We start from the raw sequence: 21,292 nt of genomic DNA on the forward strand, positions 1-21,292 counted from the left end.
ACCGCCACGCCATGACCACGACCACACCGCCCTCCCCGCCCTCGCCCCGGTCCACCCGGGGCCGCCGCCGGGCCCCCACCAGGATCGAGCGCGCCGCCGGCCGGGCCGCCGCGCTGCAACGGCCCCGGGTGCTCCTCGCCCTGCTGCTCCTGCTCGCCCTGACCTGCGTGATGCTGCTCGACGGCTATCTGCGCGCGGAGGTCGGCGGCGACCAGCGCGTGCGCACCGGGGCGAGCTCCGGCGACGTACCGGACGAGGTCCTCGACGGGGGGCCGATCCTCACGTTCCGCGGCGGGCAGGCCACCACCGTCTCCGTGCCGGACAGGACGATCGCGCTGACCTTCGACGACGGTCCGGACCCGACCTGGACGCCGCAGGTGCTGGAGATCCTCGAGAAGTACGACGTGCCCGGCACGTTCTTCCTGGTCGGCTCCATGGTCGCGCGCTACCCGGACATCGTGGAGGACATGGTCGAGCAGGGCAACGAGGTGGGCGTCCACACCTTCACCCACGTCGACCTGTCCTACCAGAGCGGCGCCCGCGTCACCCGCGAGATCGAGCAGACCCAGCTCGCGCTCGCGGGCGCTGCCGGCATCACCACCACGCTGTTCCGCGCGCCGTACTCCTCCCGGACCGACGCCGTCGACGACTACAGCTGGCCCGTCTACCAGAAGCTCGGCCAGGACGGCTACACCAGCGTCTTCGTCGACACCGACAGCGACGACTGGAAACGGCCCGGCGTCTCGAAGATCGTCGACTGGGCCACGCCGGAGGACGACGAGGGCGCCTCCGTCCTCTTCCACGACGCCGGCGGTGAGCGGTCGCAGACGATCGAGGCGCTGCCGAAGTACATCGAGAAGATGAAGGCGAAGGGCTACACCTTCACCACCATCAGCGGCGCCATGGCCGAGCAGCGGCAGGACCCGTCCGCCGCGGCCGGCCCCGCTGCGGATGCCGGTGCGGGCCCGCTGTCCGCCCACCACCGGGCCACCGGCACGACCCTGTACGAGGGCAAGGCGCTCGTCGCGGCCGTCGCCGTCGCCGAGTGGACGGTGCCGGCGCTGTCGGTGGGCCTGATGGTGGTGGGCGTGGCCGTGATGGGCCGCTTCGGGATGATGCTGATCCTCGCCCGGAGCCACTACCGCAGGCGCAACAGACGCCGCTTCGGCTGGGGGCCGCCCGTCACCCGACCGGTGAGCGTGATCGTCCCGGCCTACAACGAGAAGGAGTGCATCACCAACACCCTCCGGTCACTGGCGGCGAGCACCCACCCGATCGAGATCGTCGTCGTGGACGACGGGTCGACGGACGGCACGGCCGAGATCGCCGAGTCGCTCGGCCTGCCCGGCGTCCGGGTCGTCCGGCAGGCCAACGCCGGCAAGCCCGCCGCCCTCAACAACGGTGTGCGCAACGCCCGGTACGACATCGTCGTGATGATGGACGGCGACACCGTCTTCGAGCCGGACACCGTGCGCCACCTCGTGCAGCCCTTCGCCGACCCGGGCGTCGGCGCGGTCGCGGGCAACGCCAAGGTCGGCAACCGGCGCACCCTCATCGGGGCCTGGCAGCACATCGAGTACGTGATGGGCTTCAACCTCGACCGGCGCATGTACGACCTGCTGCGCTGCATGCCGACCATCCCCGGCGCGATCGGTGCCTTCCGGCGCGACGCGGTGCTGGAGGCCGGAGGCATGAGCGAGGACACGCTCGCCGAGGACACCGACATCACCATCGCCCTGCACCGCGCCGGGTGGCGGGTGGTCTACCAGGAGCACGCGCGGGCCTGGACCGAGGCGCCGGGCTCCCTGAAGCAGCTGTGGTCGCAGCGCTACCGCTGGTCCTACGGCACCATGCAGGCCCTGTGGAAGCACCGCGGGTCGCTGACGGACAGGGGGCCCTCGGGGCGCTTCGGGCGGGTCGGCATGCCGCTGGTGGTGCTCTTCCAGGTGGTCACGCCGGTCTTCGCCCCGCTCATCGACGTCTTCACCGCCTACTCGATGATCTTCGTCGACTTCCGGGCGGCGCTGCTCGCGTGGCTGGCCGTGCTGGGCGTCCAGCTCCTGTGCGCGGCCTACGCCTTCCGGCTCGACCGGGAGAAGTACCGGTACCTGCTGATGCTGCCGCTCCAGCAGCTCGCGTACCGGCAGATGATGTACCTGGTCCTCATCCACTCGTGCGTCACCGCCCTGACCGGCGGCCGGCTGCGCTGGCAGAAGCTCAAGCGGACGGGCGAGGTCGGAACGCCGGCGGGGAACGGCTGATGGGCGCGCACGGCAGGGGCACGGCACGGCGCGCCCCGGCGGTGAGCGGGACGACGGCGCCCGGGGAGGCCGTACCGGGTGTTCCCGGGGGTGGCGCGGCGGCCGGCCGGGACCGCTACTTCGACGTCCTGCGCGCCGTCGCCCTCGTCCGGGTCGTCGCGTACCACGCCTTCGGCTGGCCCTGGGCCGGGCTGGTCTTCCCGTCCATGGGCATCATGTTCGCCCTGGCCGGCACCCTGATGGCCCGGTCGCTGCGACGTCCGGCCGCGGCGGTGATCCGCGGCCGGCTGCGGCGCCTGCTGCCGCCGTTCTGGTGCTGGGGCCTGTTCGTGACCGGCGCGATGCTGGTGCACGGCTGGATGCCGGGCCGGCAGGCCGTCTACTGGGTCGTGCCGCTCGGCGACCCGCCGGGCGACGCCTGGGCCGAGCAGGTCTGGGAGATCCTCTGGTACCTGCGGACCTACCTGTGGTTCGTCCTGCTCTCGCCGCTGCTGCTGCGGGTGTTCCGGTGCGCGCCCGTGCCCGTGCTGGTCCTCTCGCTCGCCCCCGCCGTCGTCCTCCGGTACGTCTGGCAGCCGCCGGACGACCGCTTCGGCAGCGCGCTCACCGACCTTGCCACGTACCTCTTCTGCTGGCTGCTGGGCTTCGCGCACCGCGAGGGGGTGCTGGGGCGGCTGAAGCCGGCCGCCGTCGTCCTGCCCGCGCTCGCCGCGCTGGCGTACGGCGCCTGGTACGCCGTCGCCCACCGGGGCGAGTACGGCACCTACGACCTCGACGACATCCCGCTCGCGCAGGCCTTCTGGTCGGCGGGGTTCGTGACGCTGCTGATGTACGCGAAGGCGCGGTCCGGGACCGGCACGGCCCGGCCGGCCCGGTTCCGGCGCCTCGACCGGCTGGTGACCGTCTTCAACGCCCGCGCGGTGACGATCTACCTCTGGCACGAGCTCGCCCTCGTCCTGGCGGTGCCGCTGATCGACCGCCTCTGGGACGTGCCGGCCTTCGAGGCCCATCTGCCGCTGGACAGCCAGTGGTTCCTGCTGGGTGTCGGCTGGATCCTGATCGCGGTGTTCGTCGTCCTCTTCGGCTGGGTGGAGGATGTCGCCGCGCGGAGGAGGCCGAGGCTCGTGCCGTGACCCGGCCCTGCAAGAATGGTCCCGTGACCCGCGCTTCCCTGAACAAGCAGCCGCACGAAGTCGCCTCGATGTTCGACCACGTCGCGGAACGGTACGACCTGACGAACACCGTGCTCTCGCTCGGGCAGGACCGGGCGTGGCGCAAGGAGGTCGCCAGAGCCGTCGACGCCCGGCCCGCGCAGAAGGTCCTCGACCTGGCCGCCGGCACGGCGACCTCGTCCCAGCCCTTCGCCCGCGCCGGCGCCTACGTCGTCCCCTGCGACTTCTCCCTGGGCATGCTCCAGGTGGGCAAGCAGCGGCACTCCTGGATGCCGTTCACCGCGGGCGACGCGACGCGGCTGCCGTTCCGGGACGACGTGTTCGACGCGGTCACCATCTCCTTCGGGCTGCGCAACGTGCAGGACACCGACGCGGCGCTGCGCGAGATGCACCGGGTGACGCGGCCCGGCGGCCGGGTCGTCATCTGCGAGTTCTCGCACCCGACCTGGGCGCCGTTCCGCACCGTGTACACCGAGTACCTGATGCGCGCCCTGCCGCCGGCGGCCCGCGCGGTGTCGTCCAACCCGGACGCCTACGTCTACCTCGCCGAGTCCATCCGCGCCTGGCCCGACCAGGCGGCGCTGGCCCAGCGGCTGCGGAAGGCCGGCTGGTCGAAGGTGGCGCACCGGAACCTGACGGGCGGCGTCGTGGCGCTGCACCGGGGCTTCAAGGAGAGCTGAGCGGCGTCCGCGCCGGCTGCGTCCGCGCCGGCCCGTTCCCCGGTGTCACAGCTCGAGGCGGTAGCAGTGGCCCTGCTGCTGTGTCGCCGGGGTCGTGAAGACCTCGGCGAGCCGCATGCCCAGCCGCTCCGTGACCGCGATGGAGCGCGCGTTGCGGGCGTTGACCATCGCCACCACCTGCGCCACACCCGCCGAGCGCACCCGCTGGAGCGTCTCCCGGGCCGCCGCCGTGACGTAGCCCTTGCCCCAGTGCTCGCGCCCGAGCCGCCAGCCGATCTCGATCTCGCCCTTGGGGCCCCAGTCGCCCGGCCACGGCTGGGCGCCGGTGAAGCCGACGACCCGTCCGGACTCGTCCACCACGGTCCACAGGCAGAAGCCGCGCTCGGCGTCGTGCCGGCGCTGGCGGGCGGTGAGCTCCTCGTAGACGGACAGCTCCGCGGACCTCCCGCCGTGGAACTCCATGACGTCCGGGTCGTCGAAGATCCGGTGCCAGGCCACGGCGTCCTCGTCGGTGGGGACGCGCAGCCGTACGACAGGCAGAGCTCGTTTCACGGGGCAGCCCTTCAGCCGGGTGATCGGTGACGCTGAATAGACTGCCCATGTCCAGTGCCCGTCGGCACGCACATTTCCGAAACTCTGGGGAGATCCCGCCGTGACCGAGCCCCTCTCCGACAACACCGCCGATGTGATCGTCGTGGGCGCGGGGCCAGCCGGCTCCACGACCGCGTACCACCTGGCCAAGGCCGGGCTCGACGTCCTCCTGCTGGAGAAGACCGCCTTTCCCCGGGAGAAGGTCTGCGGCGACGGCCTCACCCCGCGCGCGGTGAAGCAGCTCGTGGCCATGGGCATCGACATCTCCGAGGAGGCCGGCTGGTTGCGCAACAAGGGCCTGCGCATCATCGGCGGCGGCTCGCGCCTCCAGCTGGACTGGCCGGATCTGGCCTCCTTCCCCGACTACGGACTCGTGCGCAGGCGCGACGACTTCGACGAGCAGCTGGCCCGGCAGGCGCAGAAGGCGGGCGCCCGCCTCTACGAGCGCTGCAACGTCGGCGCCCCCGTCGTCGACGACCGCACCGGCCGCATCACCGGCGTGCACGCGAAGCTGGGGGAGGACAAGCGCGAGGTCACCTTCCACGCGCCGCTGGTCGTCGCCGCCGACGGCAACTCCACGCGGCTGTCCCTGGCGATGGGCCTGCACCGCCGCGAGGACCGCCCGATGGGCGTCGCGGTCCGCACGTACTTCACCTCGCCGCGCCACGACGACGACTACCTGGAGTCCTGGCTGGAGCTGTGGGACCGCCGCGGAGCGCAGGACCGCCTCCTGCCGGGCTACGGCTGGATCTTCGGCATGGGCGACGGCACCTCGAACGTGGGCCTGGGCGTGCTGAACACCTCCGCCTCCTTCAAGGAGCTGGACTGGCGCGAGGTGCTGAAGGCGTGGTGCGCGTCCATGCCGGAGGACTGGGGCTACACCCCGGACAACATGACCGGCCCGATCCGAGGTGCCGCGCTGCCCATGGCCTTCAACCGCCAGCCCCACTACACCAAGGGCCTGCTCCTCGTCGGCGACGCCGGCGGCCTGGTGAACCCCTTCAACGGCGAGGGCATCGCCTACGCCATGGAGTCCGGCCAGATCGCCGCCGACGTCGTCGTGCAGGCCCACGCCCGGGCCACGCCGGCCCAGCGCGAGATCGCCCTCCAGCGCTACCCGCGCGTCCTGAAGGACACCTACGGCGGCTACTACACGCTGGGCCGCGCCTTCGTGAAGCTCATCGGCAACCCGAAGGTCATGCAGATCGCGACCCAGCGCGGCCTCACCCACCCCGTCCTGATGAAGTTCACCCTCAAGATGCTCGCCAACCTGACGGATCCGACGGGCGGCGACGCGATGGACCGCATCATCAACGGGCTGAGCAAGGTGGCCCCGAAGGCCTGATCACGCCCCGTCGAGGGCGGCGGCGTTGGCGGCCCGGCGCGCGAACACCTCGTCGCGCCGGTCCGCGGACTGCCGCAGCGCCCGCTTCCGGTCGCGCGCGGAGAGCCGGTCCAGGTAGACGTGGCCGTCCACGTGGTCGGTCTCGTGGGCGAGGCAGCGGGCGAAGTAGCCGGTGCCCTCGACGCGGATCGGTGCGCCGGTCCGGTCCAGGCCCCGTACGACGGCCCGGTCGGGGCGCGGCACCGCCATGACGGCGCCCGGCACCGACAGGCACCCCTCGCCCTCGTCCAGCAGCCGCCGCGCGGCCGGGTCGAGCGGTTCCAGGACCGGGTTGACGATGTGCCCGACATGTCGGACGCCTTCGTCGTCGAGGCAGTCGTACACGAACAGGCGCAGGCCGACGCCGACCTGACTGGCCGCCAGCCCCGCCCCCTCCGCGACGTACATCGTGCGGAACATGTCGTCGATGAGCGCGGCCAGGTCGGGCCCGAACTCGGTGACGTCCCGGCACGGCTTGTGCAGCACCTCCTCGCCGAACTCGGTGACGCGCCGCAGCGACCCGCGCCGGGCCTCGGGTGCGAGCGGTGGGTAGGAGGCGGTGCGCCGCCCCTGCAGGAACACGCTGGGCATGTTGTTCTCCCTTTCGGTCTCGGGACGGGCCGGTGCGGTACCGGCCCGTCCCGAGCTTGCCAGGAGAGGCCCGCGTCCGCCGGGAGAGCGCGAAAAGCCGCAGCCCCCGAAGCGGCTGCGGCCTTTCGTGCGGATGTGTCCGTGGTGTCCGGACGCGAGCGTCAGAGCACGCGCACGGCACCGCTCGGCGGGTCGTACGACAGGGGCTTCATCACGACGCCCGTCGACGAGTTCTGCGCGCCGACGAACATGCCGTCGCCGACGTAGACGCCCACGTGGTACGCGCTGCCCGCGCCACCCCAGTACAGGATGTCGCCCGGCTGGAGGTTGCTCAGCGACACCTGGGTGCCGGCCACCGACTGGTCCTGGGAGACGCGCGGCAGGTCGATGTTGACCTGCTTGAAGGCGGCCTGCACGAGACCGGAGCAGTCCCACGAGTTGGGGCCGGTGCCGCCGGAGACGTAGGCGTCGCCGACCTGGGCCTGGACGAAGGAGACGACGGCCGCGGCGGAACCCGTGGCCGACGAGCTGACGCTGACCGATGACCCGCCGGACGAGGACGACGAGGCCGACGACGAGCCGGTGTCCGCGGAGGCGCTCAGGGTGGCGCGCTCGGCGGCACGGGAAGCGCGCTCGGCGGCCTCCTTGCGGGCGGCCTCCTCGGCCTTCCTCTTGGCCTCCGCGGCCTTCTTCTTGGCCTCGGCGAGGTCCGCCTTGGCCTCCTTGGCCGCGGCGGCGGCGGCCGCGTCGCGCTCGGCGCGCAGCTCGTAGTTGGCCGCGGCCTGCTGCGTGGCGTCCGCGGACTGGGCGACCTGGGCGGCCAGGTCGGCCGTCAGGGTGGGCAGCTCGAGGGTCTGCGTCACCGGCTCGGCCGCGTTCGCCGAACCCGACGCCCCGGCCACTGCCAGGGTGCTGAGGACGCCACCGGCAACTCCGGCCCGCATCGCGATGGTCGACGCGCTGCGGCGGGGCTTCCGGTGGCTGCGTATGTGAGCGGTGTGGGACATGGGTACAACCGGTATCAGGAGCTCCTCCATACCTTCAAGAAACGTGTGCTGCGCCACAGTTGTTCAACCGAGCCCCTGAATCCCGGGCGTGTCGCCCTTTTTTGACACCCTGGCGAACATTGTGGGCCCTCCGTAACCCACCTGTGATCACGGACTTTGATCGTTTCGCCCGAATTGCCCCTCGCTTACCACTGGTTGAGGCAGTTGGCCAAGCCCGGTTCTCAGGCGCCTCTCATGGATGTGGCGGACGTCACGGAACGGCCGCCCCGGCGGTCGCGTCCCCCGCGCGGATCGCCGTCCGCGCCGCTCGTGAACGCGTGCACGCGTCCACATCACGCTCCGCTCTCCCTCCGAGGTGTGAACGGAGGCCACTATCAAGAGATCGGGTCCAGCACCAATTTGCATGCACGCGAAGCATCTTGATATTGAGACGCCCGCTACGCGACCCCTCTGGCCAGCGGCGACGAGCGAAATTGTCACCTCTGGTGATCAGCTGAACGCTTCTTGTGTGAAGATCACCGCTCATCCGACTTCATGATCCTTCGTCAGGTGGTGGAGATCACAAAGCTTGTGCAATACCCCGTGTCGCAGATCACAGAGTCACGGGCATAGGATGCGAGGCAGTTGGGCTTGTGACCTGCTTCACATGTTCGCGATCTTCGCCGGGACCAGCGGGGCTCGTGGGACTGCCGGGGCGGTTGTGAGTCCAGGCCAACCGCCAGCAGTCAGTGCCGACTGAGAGGAGCGAGGAGCGGTGAACGCGTATGCGCCCATCCTCGTACTGGGAGCCCTCGGGGCAGGCTTCGCGATCTTTTCCGTGGTCATGGCCACGCTGATCGGCCCGAAGCGGTACAACCGGGCCAAGCTCGAGGCCTACGAGTGCGGCATCGAGCCGACCCCCACGCCGGCCGGCGGCGGGCGCTTCCCCATCAAGTACTACCTGACGGCGATGCTCTTCATCGTCTTCGACATCGAGATCGTCTTCCTCTACCCCTGGGCCGTCACCTTCGACGCCCTGGGGATCTTCGGGCTCGTGGAGATGCTGCTCTTCGTGCTCACCGTCTTCGTCGCGTACGCGTACGTATGGCGGCGCGGCGGCCTGGAATGGGACTGAGGGGCCTTTAGTCATGGGACTCGAAGAAAAGCTGCCGAGCGGCTTCCTGCTGACCACCGTCGAGCAGGCCGCGGGCTGGGTGCGCAAGTCGTCCGTCTTCCCCGCCACCTTCGGCCTCGCGTGCTGCGCCATCGAGATGATGACCACCGGCGCCGGCCGCTACGACCTGGCGCGCTTCGGCATGGAGGTCTTCCGCGGCTCGCCGCGGCAGGCGGACCTGATGATCGTCGCGGGCCGGGTCAGCCAGAAGATGGCGCCGGTGCTGCGGCAGGTCTACGACCAGATGCCGAACCCCAAGTGGGTGATCTCCATGGGGGTCTGCGCCTCCTCGGGCGGCATGTTCAACAACTACGCGATCGTCCAGGGCGTCGACCACGTCGTCCCGGTCGACATCTACCTCCCCGGCTGTCCGCCGCGGCCCGAGATGCTGATGGACGCCATCCTCAAGCTCCATCACAAGATCCAGAACTCCAAGCTCGGGGTGAACGCCGAGGAGGCGGCCCGCGAGGCGGAGGAGGCGGCGCTCAAGGCCCTGCCCACCATCGAGATGAAGGGGCTGCTGCGGTGAGCGACGCGAACGGCACCACGGGTGACGCGAACGGGGTGAACCCCGAGAAGGACCTCTCCGCGGAGAACCTCCCGGGCCAGCGCGGCCAGGGCGGCGAGGAGATCCGGGTCCAGCGCGGCATGTTCGGCGCCAACAACGGCGGCGACACCTCCGGCTACGGCGGGCTGGTCCGCTCCGTCCGGCTTCCCGGACCGGCGAGCCGGCCCTACGGCGGCTGGTTCGACGAGGTCGCCGACGAGCTCGAGGGCGCCCTGGAGGAACAGGGGCTCGTGCCGGAGAACGCGATCGAGAAGACGGTCGTCGACCGCGACGAACTGACCTTCCACATCGAACGCGAGCACCTGGTGCGTGTCGCGAGGACCCTGCGCGACGACCCGGCCCTGCGCTTCGAGCTGTGCACCGGCGTCAGCGGCGTCCACTACCCGAACGACAAGGGCCGCGAGCTGCACGCCGTCTACCACCTGCGCTCGATCACGCACAACCGGCTGATCCGCCTTGAGGTCAGCGCCCCCGACGGCGACCCGCACATCCCGTCGCTGTTCTCGGTGTATCCGACGAACGACTGGCACGAGCGCGAGGCGTACGACTTCTTCGGCATCGTCTTCGACGGTCACCCGGCGCTGACGCGGATCATGATGCCGGACGACTGGCAGGGCCACCCGCAGCGCAAGGACTACCCCCTCGGCGGCATCCCCGTCGAGTACAAGGGCGCCCAGATCCCGGCTCCGGACCAGCGGAGGTCGTACTCATGAGCACTTCGCACGCCTCCCCCCGGGAGACCACCGAAGGCACCGTCTACACCGTCACCGGCGGCGACTGGGACGAGGTCGTCCAGACCGCGGCCCGCGCCGACGACGAGCGCATCGTCGTCAACATGGGTCCGCAGCACCCGTCCACGCACGGGGTGCTCCGCCTGATCCTGGAGATCGACGGCGAGACCGTCACCGAGGCCCGCTGCGGCATCGGCTACCTGCACACCGGTATCGAGAAGAACCTCGAGTACCGGACCTGGACGCAGGGCACGACGTTCGTGACGCGCATGGACTACCTGACGCCCTTCTTCAACGAGACGGCGTACTGCCTCGGCGTCGAGAAGCTCCTCGGCATCGAGGACCAGATCCCGGACCGGGCCTCGATCATCCGGGTCCTGCTGATGGAGCTGAACCGGCTCTCCTCGCACCTGGTGTGCATCGCCACCGGCGGCATGGAGCTCGGCGCCACCACGATCATGATCTACGGCTTCCGCGATCGTGAACTGATTCTCGACATCTACGAGCTGATCACCGGCCTGCGGATGAACCACGCGTACATCCGCCCCGGCGGACTCGCCCAGGACCTGCCGCCGGGCGCGGTGGACCAGATCCGCGAGTTCGTGAAGAAGATGAAGAAGAACCTCCCGGAGTACGACAAGCTCGCCACCGGGAACCCCATCTTCAAGGCCCGCATGCAGGACGTCGGCTACCTCGACCTGGCCGGCTGCATGGCCCTCGGCGCCACCGGCCCGATCCTGCGCTCCACCGGCCTGCCCCACGACCTGCGCAAGACCCAGCCGTACTGCGGTTACGAGACGTACGACTTCGACATCCCGACCGCCGACACCTGCGACTCCTACGGCCGGTTCCTGATCCGGCTGGAGGAGATGCGCCAGTCGCTGCGGATCGTCGAGCAGTGCCTGGACCGGCTCCAGCCCGGCCCGGTCATGGTCGCCGACAAGAAGATCGCCTGGCCCGCCCAGCTCGCGCTCGGACCGGACGGACTGGGCAACTCGCTGGACCACATCAAGAAGATCATGGGCACCTCCATGGAGGCCCTGATCCACCACTTCAAGCTGGTCACCGAGGGCTTCCGCGTGCCGCCGGGCCAGACCTACGCGGCGGTCGAGTCGCCCAAGGGCGAGCTCGGGGTGCACGTCGTCTCCGACGGCGGCACCCGCCCCTACCGGGTCCACTTCCGCGACCCGTCCTTCACCAACCTTCAGGCCATGGCGGCGATGTGCGAGGGCGGCCAGGTCGCCGACGTCATCGTCGCGGTGGCGTCCATCGACCCCGTGATGGGAGGCGTCGACCGGTGACCACCTCTTCTTCGGAGCGGGGCGTCAGCCTGGGCATGCCGGAACTGCCCGCGCCCGCGTACCCGGACGACGTCCGGGCCCGGCTGGAGGCCGACGGGCGCGAGATCATCGCCCGCTACCCGGACTCCCGCTCCGCCCTCCTGCCCCTGCTGCACCTCGTGCAGTCCGAGGAAGGCCACGTCACGCGCACCGGCATGCAGTTCTGCGCGGACCTGCTCGGCCTGACCACGGCCGAGGTCACGGCGGTCGCGACCTTCTACACCATGTACCGGCGCGGGCCGAGCGGCGACTACCAGGTCGGCGTCTGCACCAACACGCTGTGCGCGGTCATGGGCGGCGACGCGATCTTCGAGTCCCTCCAGGAGCACCTGGGCGTCGGCAACGGCGGGACCACCGACGACGGCAAGGTCACGCTGGAGCACATCGAGTGCAACGCGGCCTGCGACTTCGCCCCGGTCGTGATGGTCAACTGGGAGTTCTTCGACAACCAGACCCCGGAGAGCGTCCGGCACCTCGTCGACGACCTCCGCGCGGGACGGCCCGTGACCCCCACCCGCGGTGCGCCGCTGTGCACCTTCAAGGAGACCGCCCGGATCCTGGCGGGCTTCCCCGACGAGCGCGCCGGCGCCGTCGCGGCCGGCGGCAGCGCGGGCCCCGCCTCCCTGGCCGGGCTGAAGCTGGCCAAGGGCGAGACGTCCGGCGCGCGCGTGGTGCACCCGCGGGACGGCGGACCGCACGACGCGGCGCAGGACCGGGCCGTGCACGACCCGTCGCCGCAGGAGCACCTCAGCTCGCACGACGCGCCGCAGGACACATCGGCCTCCGACCCGGCGCACCCGGCCGGGCCCGCAGCCGAGGAGGGGGAGTGATGACCTTGGCAGCAGAGATCAAGGACCACAGCCCGGAGAAGCTGCTCGCACCCGTGCTGTCGTCCTTCTGGGACGAGGACGAGTCCTGGACCCTGGACGTCTACCGCAGGCACGAGGGGTACGAGGGGCTCCGCAAGGCGCTGGCGATGTCGCCGGACGACCTGATCGCGTACGTCAAGGACTCCGGTCTGCGCGGCCGCGGCGGCGCCGGGTTCCCGACGGGGATGAAGTGGCAGTTCATCCCCCAGGGGGACGGCAAGCCGCACTACCTCGTCGTCAACGCCGACGAGTCGGAGCCGGGGACCTGCAAGGACATCCCGCTCCTCTTCGCGAACCCGCACAGCCTCATCGAGGGCATCGTCATCGCGTGCTACGCCATCCGGTCGTCGCACGCCTTCATCTACCTGCGCGGCGAGGTCGTCCCCGTGCTGCGGCGGCTGCACGAGGCCGTGCGCGAGGCCTACGCGGCGGGCTTCCTCGGCGAGAACGTCCTGGGCAGCGGACTCGACCTGGAGCTCACCGTGCACGCGGGCGCGGGCGCGTACATCTGCGGTGAGGAGACCGCGCTGCTCGACTCGCTCGAGGGCCGCCGCGGCCAGCCGAGGCTCCGGCCCCCCTTCCCCGCCGTCGCGGGCCTCTACGCGTGCCCCACCGTGGTGAACAACGTCGAGTCGATCGCGTCGGTTCCCGCCATCCTGAACAAGGGCAAGGACTGGTTCAGGTCGATGGGCAGCGAGAAGTCCCCGGGCTTCACGCTGTACTCGCTCAGCGGCCACGTCGCGACCCCCGGCCAGTACGAGGCCCCGCTCGGCATCACCCTGCGCCAGCTCCTCGACATGAGCGGCGGGATGCGCCCCGGCCACCGGCTGAAGTTCTGGACGCCGGGCGGCTCCTCGACCCCGATGTTCACCGACGAGCACCTCGACGTCCCCCTCGACTACGAAGGAGTGGGCGCCGCCGGCTCCATGCTCGGCACCAAGGCGCTCCAGTGCTTCGACGAGACGACCTGCGTGGTGCGCGCCGTCACCCGCTGGACCGAGTTCTACGCCCACGAGTCCTGCGGCAAGTGCACGCCCTGCCGTGAAGGCACCTACTGGCTCGTGCAGTTGCTGCGCGACATCGAGGCCGGCAAGGGCGCGATGAGCGACCTCGACAAGCTGAACGACATCGCCGACAACATCAACGGCAAGTCCTTCTGCGCCCTCGGCGACGGTGCCGCCTCGCCGATCTTCTCCTCGCTGAAGTACTTCCGCGAGGAGTACGAGCAGCACATCACGGGCCGCGGCTGCCCCTTCGACCCGGCCAGGTCCACGGCCTGGGCCGACCACCGTACGGAGGTGAACGCATGACCGTGACCACGAGCGCACCCTCCGGCGGTGGGGACGCGGCGGTCCCGCCCGAGGACCTCGTGTCGCTGACGATCGACGGCGTCGAGCTCAGCGTGCCCAAGGGCACCCTGGTCATCCGGGCCGCCGAGCAGCTCGGCATCGAGATCCCACGGTTCTGCGACCACCCGCTCCTCGACCCGGCCGGCGCCTGCCGCCAGTGCATCGTCGAGGTCGAGGGCCAGCGCAAGCCCATGGCGTCCTGCACCATCACCTGCACCGACGGGATGGTGGTCAAGACCCAGCTCACCTCGCCCGTCGCCGAGAAGGCCCAGCACGGGGTGATGGAGCTGCTGCTCATCAACCACCCGCTGGACTGCCCGGTCTGCGACAAGGGCGGCGAATGCCCCCTGCAGAACCAGGCCATGTCGCACGGCCAGGCCGACTCCCGCTTCGAGGGCAGGAAGCGGACCTACGAGAAGCCGGTGCCGATCTCGACGCAGGTGCTGCTCGACCGCGAGCGGTGCGTGCTCTGCGCCCGCTGCACCCGGTTCTCCAACCAGGTCGCCGGCGACCCGATGATCGAGCTGATCGAGCGGGGCGCGCTCCAGCAGGTCGGCACCGGCGAGGGCGACCCCTTCGAGTCGTACTTCTCCGGCAACACCATCCAGATCTGCCCGGTCGGCGCGCTCACCTCGGCGGCGTACCGGTTCCGCTCCCGCCCGTTCGACCTGATCTCCTCGCCGTCCGTGTGCGAGCACTGCTCCGGCGGCTGCGCGACCCGCACCGACCACCGGCGCGGCAAGGTCATGCGGCGCCTCGCGGCCGACGACCCCGAGGTCAACGAGGAGTGGATCTGCGACAAGGGACGGTTCGCCTTCCGGTACGCGCAGCAGCGCGACCGGCTGACGACCCCCCTGGTGCGCAACGCCGAGGGCGACCTGGAACCGGCCTCCTGGCCGGAGGCCCTCCAGATCGCCGCGCAGGGACTGCTCGCCTCGCGCGGGCGCACCGGAGTCCTGACCGGCGGCCGGCTCACCGTCGAGGACGCCTACGCGTACAGCAAGTTCGCGCGCGTGGCGCTCGACACCAACGACATCGACTTCCGCGCGCGCGTGCACAGCGCCGAGGAGGCCGACTTCCTGGCCGCCCGGATCGCCGGACGCGGCCATGACCTCGACGGCACGGGCGTCACGTACACCGCGCTGGAGAAGGCGCCGGCCGTGCTGCTGGTCGGGTTCGAGGCCGAGGAGGAGGCGCCCGGCGTCTTCCTGCGGCTGCGCAAGGCCTGGCGCAAGCACGGGCTGAAGGTCTACTCCCTGGCCACCCACGCCACCCGGGGCCTGGAGAAGGCCGGCGGCACGCTGCTGCCCGCCGCTCCCGGCACCGAGACCGAGTGGCTGGACGCGCTCGCGAGCGGCGTCGGCCTGGAGGACGGCGGCGCCCAGGCCGCCGAGGCGCTGCGCGCCGAGGGCGCCGTGATCCTCGTCGGCGAGCGGCTGGCGGCCGTGGCCGGCGGCCTCACCTCCGCCGTACGGACCGCCACCGCGACCGGCGCCCGGCTGGTGTGGATCCCGCGCCGGGCCGGGGAGCGCGGCGCGATCGAGGCGGGCGCACTGCCGTCGCTGCTGCCGGGCGGGCGCCCCGCGACCGACCCGCGCGCCCGCGCCGAGGTCGCCGCGGCCTGGGGCCTGGCCGACCTCCCGCACGGCCACGGCCGCGACACCGGCGAGATCGTCGAGGCCGCCGCCCGCGGTGAACTCCAGGCGCTGCTGGTGGCGGGCGTCGAGATCGCCGACCTGCCCGACCCGGCACGCGCGCGTGCGGCACTCGCCGAGGCGGGCTTCGTGGTGTCGCTGGAGCTGCGGCCCAGCGAGGTCACCGCGCACGCCGACGTGGTCCTGCCCGTCGCCGCGGTCGCCGAGAAGGCGGGGACCTTCCTCAACTGGGAGGGCAGGGGGCGCTCCTTCGAGGCCGCCCTCAAGCCCGACCAGATGACCCGCCGCGTCGCACCCACCGACGGGCGCGTGCTCCAGATGCTCGCCGACGCCATGGACGTCCACCTGGGCCTGCCGGATCTGCGCACCACGCGCGCGGAGATCGACCGGCTCGGCGCCTGGGACGGCCCGCGGGCCGGCGAGCCGCTGCGCACCGCGAGCGCGCTGCCCCGGCCGGCCGCCGGGGAGGCCGTGCTCGCCGGGCACCGGCTGCTGCTCGACCGGGGTCTGCTCCAGCAGGGCGACGAGGCGCTCGCCGGCACCCGGCACGCCGCACGCGCGCGCGTGTCGGCCGCCACGGCCGCCGAGGCGGGCGTCAAGGACGGCGACCTCCTCGCCGTCACCGGACCCGCCGGGGCCGTAACCCTCCCGCTCCAGGTCACCGAGATGCCCGACCGGGTGGTCTGGCTCCCGCTGAACTCGGCCGGCGACGGCGTCGCCTCCGACGCCGGGGTGCTGCCCGGAACCCTCGTCCGCATCGGCCCGGCCACGCTCGCGGGCGAGGCCCCCAAGGAGGTGGAGGCATGAGCCCGTACCTCGCCGCTGAAGACCTCTCCATGTTCGGCACCGACCCCTGGTGGCTGGTGGCGATCAAGGCGGTCTTCTGCTTCGCCTTCCTGATGGTGACCGTGCTGTTCTCCATCGTGTGGGAGCGCAAGGTCGTCGCCTGGATGCAGCTGCGCATCGGCCCCAACCGGCACGGCCCCTGGGGCATGCTCCAGTCCCTCGCCGACGGCATCAAGCTGATGCTGAAGGAAGACGTCGTCGTCAAGCGCGCCGACAAGGCGGTGTACGTCCTGGCGCCGATCGTCGCGGCCATCCCGGCCTTCATGGCGATCGCGGTGATCCCCTTCGGGCCCGCCGGCAACGAGGTCTCGATCTTCGGCCACCGCACCGCCATGCAGCTCACGGACCTGCCGATCGCGATGCTGTTCATCCTCGCGGTCGCCTCCGTCGGCATCTACGGCATCGTGCTCGCCGGATGGAGCTCCGGATCGACGTACCCGCTGCTCGGCGGCCTGCGGTCCTGCGCGCAGATGATCTCCTACGAGATCGCGATGGGCGCCGCGTTCGCCTCGGTGTTCCTCTACTCCGGTTCGATGTCGACCTCGGAGATCGTCGCTCAGCAGAGCGACCGCTGGTACATCGTGCTGCTGCCGGTCTCCTTCATCCTCTACATCGTCACGATGGTCGGCGAGACCAACCGCGCCCCCTTCGACATGCCGGAGTCCGAGGGCGACCTGGTGGGCGGCTTCAACACCGAGTACTCGTCGATCAAGTTCGCGATGTTCATGCTCGCCGAGTACGTGAACATGGTGACGGTCTCGGCAGTCGCCACCACGCTGTTCCTCGGCGGCTGGCGGGCCCCGTGGCCGGTCAGCACCTTCTGGGAGGGCGCCAACCACGGCTGGTGGCCGCTGCTCTGGTTCGTCGTCAAGGTCCAGCTGCTGCTGTTCTTCTTCATCTGGCTGCGCGGCACGCTCCCGCGCGTGCGCTACGACCAGCTGATGAAGCTCGGCTGGAAGGTCCTCATCCCCGTCTCCCTGGTCTGGCTGATGCTGGTCGCGACCGTGCGGGCCATGCGGAACGAGAACTACGGCTTCACCGACATCGCCCTCTACATCGGCGGAGCCGTCCTGGCCCTGCTGCTGCTGTCCTTCGTCGCCGACATCTACCGCGACAAGGGCAAGGGCGCCGAGGAGCCCGCCGGGGAACCGGCCGCCTTCGACCCGATGGCCGGCGGGTTCCCCGTGCCGCCGATGCCCGGGCAGGAGCTGCCCCCGGTACCGCGGCGCCGCCCGCGCCGGGACCGGGAGCTGATTGTCAGTGGCGGACCCGATACTCAGAGTGACGGACCTGTGGGCGGATCCACGGATGGAAAGGAGGCGTCCGATGGCTGAGGAACCGAAGGAGACCGACCCCGGTTTCCTGAACCCCGTGGCCGGCTTCGGCGTGACCTTCAAGGCCATGTTCAAGAAGCGGCTCACCGAGCAGTACCCGGAGCAGCGCAAGACCACCGCTCCGCGCTTCCACGGACGGCACCAGCTCAACCGCCATCCGGACGGCCTGGAGAAGTGCGTCGGCTGCGAGCTGTGCGCCTGGGCGTGCCCCGCCGACGCGATCTACGTGGAGGGCGCCGACAACACGGACGAGGAGCGCTACTCCCCGGGCGAGCGGTACGGCCGCGTCTACCAGATCAACTACGCCCGCTGCATCCTGTGCGGCCTGTGCATCGAGGCGTGCCCCACGCGCGCGCTGACGATGACCAACGAGTTCGAGCTGGCCGACTCCACCCGTGCCGACCTCATCTTCACCAAGGAACAGCTGCTCGCCGGCCTGGAGGAGGGCATGGTCGACTCGCCCCACGCCATCTACCCGGGGGCGGACGAGCAGGACTACTACCGGGGCCTGGTCACCGAGGCGGCGCCCGGTACCGAGCAGCAGGTCGCCCACTCCAAGGGGGAGGTCGTCCAGGAGGCGGCCTCGACCTTCGGCGCGGAGGAGCCGGCGTCGGAGAAGGTGATCCGCCGATGAGCGCGCAGCTCGCCGCCGCGGCGACCCTCTCCGCGGGCACCTCCACCGGCGAGGCCGTCCAGTTCTGGATCCTCGGCACGGTCGCGGTGATCGGCGCCCTGTGCACCGTCTTCATGAAGAAGGCCGTGCACAGCGCGCTCTGCCTCGCCGGGACCATGATCGTCCTGGCGGTGTTCTACCTCGCCAACGGCGCCTACTTCCTCGGCATCGTGCAGATCGTCGTCTACACCGGCGCGGTCATGATGCTGTTCCTGTTCGTGGTGATGCTCGTCGGCGTGACCGCGGCGGACTCCCTGAAGGAGACCATCAAGGGCCAGCGCTGGCTGGCCCTGGTCTGCGGGCTCGGCTTCGGCGTCCTGCTGTTCGCCGGCATCGGCAACGCGTCCCTCAAGGAGTTCGACGGCCTCGGCCAGGCCAACGCGGGCGGCAACGTGGAGGGCATCGCGTCCCTCATCTTCACCAGGTACGTCTTCGCCTTCGAGATCACCGGCGCCCTGCTCATCACGGCCGCCGTCGGTGCCATGGTGCTCACCCACCGCGAGCGCACCGAGCGGGCCAGGACGCAGCGCGAGCTGTCCGAGCAGCGCGTCCGCGACGGCAAGTACCTGCCGCCGCTGCCGGCGCCCGGCGTCTACGCCCGGCACAACGCGGTCGACATCGCGGGCCTGCTGCCCGACGGCACCCCGTCCGAGCTGACCGTCAGCAAGACGCTGCGCGACCGCGGCCAGGTCCGCGACGTCTCGACGGAGGCGCTCAACGACCTCAAGGCCCTGGAGCAGCGCGCCGAGGAGCGTCTGGAGCGCGGGGCGGTCGGGCCGGCCACCTTCAAGCGGTCCGAGGAGGCGTCGAAGTGAACCCCGTCAACTACCTCTATCTCGCAGCCCTGTTGTTCACGATCGGCGCCACCGGCGTGCTGATCCGGCGCAACGCGATCGTGGTCTTCATGTGCGTCGAGCTGATGCTCAACGCCTGCAACCTCGCGTTCGTCGCCTTCTCCCGGATGCACGGCAACCTCGACGGCCAGATCATCGCCTTCTTCACGATGGTCGTCGCCGCCGCCGAGGTCGTGGTCGGGCTCGCGATCATCGTGTCCCTGTTCCGTTCCCGCCACTCGGCCTCGGTCGACGACGCCAGCCTGATGAAGTTGTGAGGGGCTGAATCGTGACAAACCTGATTGCGCTGCTGGTGGCGGCGCCCCTGCTCGGAGCCGCGGTCCTGTTGTGCGGCGGCCGGCGGCTGGACGCCGTCGGCCACTGGATCGGCACGCTGCTGGCCGCGGCGTCGTTCGTGATCGGCGTCGTCCTCTTCACCGACATGCTCGGCAGCGGCGCCGAGGACCGCACCCTGACGCAGCACCTGTTCAGCTGGATCCCGGTGGAGGGCTTCCAGGCGGACGTCGCCTTCCGGCTCGACCAGCTGTCGATGACGTTCGTCCTGCTGATCACCGGCGTGGGCTCGCTGATCCACCTGTACTCGGTCGCGTACATGGAGCACGACGAGCGGCGCCGCCGCTTCTTCGGCTACCTGAACCTGTTCCTCGCGGCGATGCTGATCCTCGTCCTCGCCGACAACTACCTGCTGCTGTACGTCGGCTGGGAGGGTGTCGGTCTGGCCTCCTACCTGCTGATCGGTTTCTGGCAGCACAAGCCCAGCGCGGCCACGGCCGCGAAGAAGGCCTTCCTGGTCAACCGCGTCGGCGACATGGGGCTGTCGATCGCGATCATGCTGATGTTCCTCTGGTTCGGCACCTTCGCCTTCGGGCCGGTGCTCGGCTCGCTGGAGGAGCCCGGCCTCGCGGGACATGCCGGCGAGGGCAAGCTCACCGCGATCGCGCTGATGCTGCTGCTCGCCGCCTGCGGCAAGTCGGCCCAGGTGCCGCTGCAGTCCTGGCTCGGTGACGCGATGGAGGGCCCGACCCCGGTCTCCGCCCTCATCCACGCCGCGACCATGGTGACCGCGGGCGTGTACCTGATCGTCCGCTCGGCGGCCGTCTTCAACGGCGCTCCGGACGCCCAGTTGGTCGTCACGATCGTGGGCGCTGTCACGCTCCTGTTCGGTGCGATCGTCGGTTGTGCGAAGGACGACATCAAGAAGGCGCTGGCCGGTTCCACCATGTCGCAGATCGGCTACATGGTGCTGGCCGCGGGCCTCGGCCCCATCGGCTACGTCTTCGCGATCATGCACCTGGTGACGCACGGCTTCTTCAAGGCCGGGCTGTTCCTCGGCGCCGGTTCCGTCATGCACGGCATGAACGACGAGGTCGACATGCGGCGCTACGGCGGCCTGCGGAAGTACATGCCGGTCACCTTCGTCACCTTCGGCCTCGGCTACCTCGCCATCATCGGCTTCCCGGGCCTGTCCGGCTTCTTCTCCAAGGACAAGATCATCGAGGCGGCGTTCGCCAAGGGCGGCACCGAGGGCTGGATCCTCGGCGCCTGCGCCCTGCTGGGCGCGGCCGTCACCGCGTTCTACATGACGCGCGTGATGCTGATGACGTTCTTCGGCGAGGAGCGCTGGCGTCAGGCTCCGACGCCGTCCCCGGCCGCGCCCGATGTCGAGCCGGCCGCCGAGACGCGCGGCGAGTACGAACCGCCCCACCCGCACGAGTCCCCGAAGATCATGACGATCCCGATGATCGTGCTGGCCGTCGGATCGGTCGGGGCCGGTGCCTTCTTCAGCATCGGCGACCGCTTCCTGCACTGGCTGGAGCCCATCACCGGGCACAGCCACGGCGACTCGCCGATCGGCGCCGGGACGGTCACCTGGGCGACGGTGGCCTGCATGGTCATCGGCGTCGCGATCGCCTGGGCGCAGTACGGGCGCCGCCCGGTCCCGGCCGTCGCCCCGCGCGGGTCGCTGCTCACCCGGGCCGCCCGGCGCGACCTGCTCCAGGACGACTTCAACCACGTGGTCCTGGTGCGCGGCGGCGAGCACCTCACCCGCTCGCTGGTCTACGTCGACCACACCCTGGTCGACGGGGTCGTCAACGGCACGGCGGCCTCGGTCGGCGGCCTGTCCGGGCGGATGCGCAAGCTGCAGAACGGCTTCGCGCGCTCGTACGCGGTCTCGATGTTCGGCGGTGCGGCGGTCCTCGTCGCCGCGACCCTGCTGATGAGGGCGGTCTGAT

General features: G+C 70.8%; 19 protein-coding genes. 16 read left to right on the forward strand and 3 right to left on the reverse strand.

Annotated elements, in window-relative coordinates; translation table 11 throughout:
• Positions 1-11: 11 nt before the first annotated feature.
• From ACFWJB_RS04960 to ACFWJB_RS04970, 3 genes are read left to right on the forward strand one after another with little or no spacing between them, the layout of a single operon-like run.
• Positions 12-2,261, forward strand: a complete 2,250-nt coding sequence (locus ACFWJB_RS04960; RefSeq protein ID WP_386920313.1) for a bifunctional polysaccharide deacetylase/glycosyltransferase family 2 protein — start codon at positions 12-14, stop codon at positions 2,259-2,261.
• Positions 2,261-3,394 (forward strand): acyltransferase, encoded by a 1,134-nt coding sequence (locus ACFWJB_RS04965; RefSeq protein WP_386920315.1) that lies wholly within the window; start codon positions 2,261-2,263, stop codon positions 3,392-3,394. Before ACFWJB_RS04960 ends, ACFWJB_RS04965 begins: the two co-directional genes overlap by 1 nt.
• 23 nt (positions 3,395-3,417) lie before the next feature.
• Positions 3,418-4,113 (forward strand): demethylmenaquinone methyltransferase, encoded by a 696-nt coding sequence (locus ACFWJB_RS04970; protein WP_386920317.1) that lies wholly within the window; start codon positions 3,418-3,420, stop codon positions 4,111-4,113.
• Between the two features lie 45 nt (positions 4,114-4,158).
• Here ACFWJB_RS04970 and ACFWJB_RS04975 read toward each other — a convergent pair whose 3' ends face one another.
• Entirely contained in the window at positions 4,159-4,665 is a 507-nt protein-coding gene (locus ACFWJB_RS04975) for a GNAT family N-acetyltransferase (protein WP_385457922.1), read from the reverse strand.
• Positions 4,666-4,765: 100 nt separating this feature from the next.
• Between ACFWJB_RS04975 and ACFWJB_RS04980 the strand changes: the two genes are divergently transcribed.
• Positions 4,766-6,049 carry a geranylgeranyl reductase family protein gene (locus ACFWJB_RS04980; RefSeq protein WP_385457924.1) on the forward strand — a complete coding sequence of 428 codons (1,284 nt, stop codon included), beginning with the start codon at positions 4,766-4,768 and terminating at the stop codon, positions 6,047-6,049.
• Here the strand turns inward: ACFWJB_RS04980 and def are convergent, their stop codons facing one another.
• Together def and ACFWJB_RS04990 are read right to left on the reverse strand one after the other, a co-directional pair.
• On the reverse strand, positions 6,050-6,679 hold the full coding sequence (def, locus tag ACFWJB_RS04985; RefSeq protein ID WP_385457926.1) for a peptide deformylase: 630 nt from the start codon (positions 6,677-6,679) through the stop codon (positions 6,050-6,052). It abuts the gene before it with no gap.
• Between the two features lie 161 nt (positions 6,680-6,840).
• Positions 6,841-7,686, reverse strand: coding sequence for a C40 family peptidase (locus ACFWJB_RS04990; RefSeq protein ID WP_385457928.1), 846 nt, complete (start codon positions 7,684-7,686; stop codon positions 6,841-6,843).
• 754 nt (positions 7,687-8,440) lie between these two features.
• Between ACFWJB_RS04990 and ACFWJB_RS04995 the strand changes: the two genes are divergently transcribed.
• The 12 genes from ACFWJB_RS04995 to nuoL are packed head-to-tail and all read left to right on the forward strand — an operon-like array spanning position 8,441 to position 21,291.
• Entirely contained in the window at positions 8,441-8,800 is a 360-nt protein-coding gene (locus ACFWJB_RS04995) for an NADH-quinone oxidoreductase subunit A (RefSeq protein WP_003992243.1), read from the forward strand.
• A gap of 13 nt (positions 8,801-8,813) precedes the next feature.
• A complete protein-coding gene (locus ACFWJB_RS05000; RefSeq protein WP_161166212.1) occupies positions 8,814-9,368 on the forward strand; it encodes an NADH-quinone oxidoreductase subunit B family protein in 555 nt (184 codons plus the stop codon).
• Positions 9,365-10,120, forward strand: a complete 756-nt coding sequence (locus ACFWJB_RS05005) for an NADH-quinone oxidoreductase subunit C (RefSeq protein WP_386920321.1) — start codon at positions 9,365-9,367, stop codon at positions 10,118-10,120. Before ACFWJB_RS05000 ends, ACFWJB_RS05005 begins: the two co-directional genes overlap by 4 nt.
• Positions 10,117-11,439, forward strand: coding sequence for an NADH-quinone oxidoreductase subunit D (locus ACFWJB_RS05010; RefSeq protein ID WP_385457932.1), 1,323 nt, complete (start codon positions 10,117-10,119; stop codon positions 11,437-11,439). Before ACFWJB_RS05005 ends, ACFWJB_RS05010 begins: the two co-directional genes overlap by 4 nt.
• Positions 11,436-12,308, forward strand: a complete 873-nt coding sequence (nuoE, locus tag ACFWJB_RS05015) for an NADH-quinone oxidoreductase subunit NuoE (protein WP_386920323.1) — start codon at positions 11,436-11,438, stop codon at positions 12,306-12,308. The genes ACFWJB_RS05010 and nuoE overlap by 4 nt, the downstream gene beginning before the upstream one ends.
• Positions 12,305-13,657: an NADH-quinone oxidoreductase subunit NuoF gene (gene nuoF / locus ACFWJB_RS05020; RefSeq protein WP_385457936.1), complete on the forward strand. Its 1,353-nt coding sequence runs from the start codon at positions 12,305-12,307 to the stop codon at positions 13,655-13,657. Before nuoE ends, nuoF begins: the two co-directional genes overlap by 4 nt.
• Positions 13,654-16,158, forward strand: coding sequence for an NADH-quinone oxidoreductase subunit G (locus ACFWJB_RS05025; RefSeq protein WP_385457938.1), 2,505 nt, complete (start codon positions 13,654-13,656; stop codon positions 16,156-16,158). The genes nuoF and ACFWJB_RS05025 overlap by 4 nt, the downstream gene beginning before the upstream one ends.
• The gene (gene nuoH, locus ACFWJB_RS05030) at positions 16,155-17,531 is read left to right on the forward strand and encodes an NADH-quinone oxidoreductase subunit NuoH (RefSeq protein ID WP_385457940.1); all 1,377 of its coding nucleotides are present in this window, start codon (positions 16,155-16,157) and stop codon (positions 17,529-17,531) included. Before ACFWJB_RS05025 ends, nuoH begins: the two co-directional genes overlap by 4 nt.
• Positions 17,524-18,165, forward strand: coding sequence for an NADH-quinone oxidoreductase subunit NuoI (nuoI, locus tag ACFWJB_RS05035; protein WP_385457942.1), 642 nt, complete (start codon positions 17,524-17,526; stop codon positions 18,163-18,165). Before nuoH ends, nuoI begins: the two co-directional genes overlap by 8 nt.
• Complete coding sequence (locus tag ACFWJB_RS05040; protein ID WP_386920327.1) at positions 18,162-19,019, forward strand: NADH-quinone oxidoreductase subunit J; 858 nt, start codon at positions 18,162-18,164, stop codon at positions 19,017-19,019. Before nuoI ends, ACFWJB_RS05040 begins: the two co-directional genes overlap by 4 nt.
• The gene (gene nuoK / locus ACFWJB_RS05045; protein ID WP_004927567.1) at positions 19,016-19,315 is read left to right on the forward strand and encodes an NADH-quinone oxidoreductase subunit NuoK; all 300 of its coding nucleotides are present in this window, start codon (positions 19,016-19,018) and stop codon (positions 19,313-19,315) included. Before ACFWJB_RS05040 ends, nuoK begins: the two co-directional genes overlap by 4 nt.
• Positions 19,316-19,326: 11 nt before the next feature.
• Positions 19,327-21,291 (forward strand): NADH-quinone oxidoreductase subunit L, encoded by a 1,965-nt coding sequence (nuoL, locus tag ACFWJB_RS05050; RefSeq protein ID WP_386920329.1) that lies wholly within the window; start codon positions 19,327-19,329, stop codon positions 21,289-21,291.
• Position 21,292 lies beyond the last annotated feature (1 nt).

The organism is Streptomyces sp. NPDC127100, from assembly GCF_042724095.1.
In the GTDB taxonomy this organism is placed as follows: Bacteria; Actinomycetota; Actinomycetes; order Streptomycetales; family Streptomycetaceae; genus Streptomyces.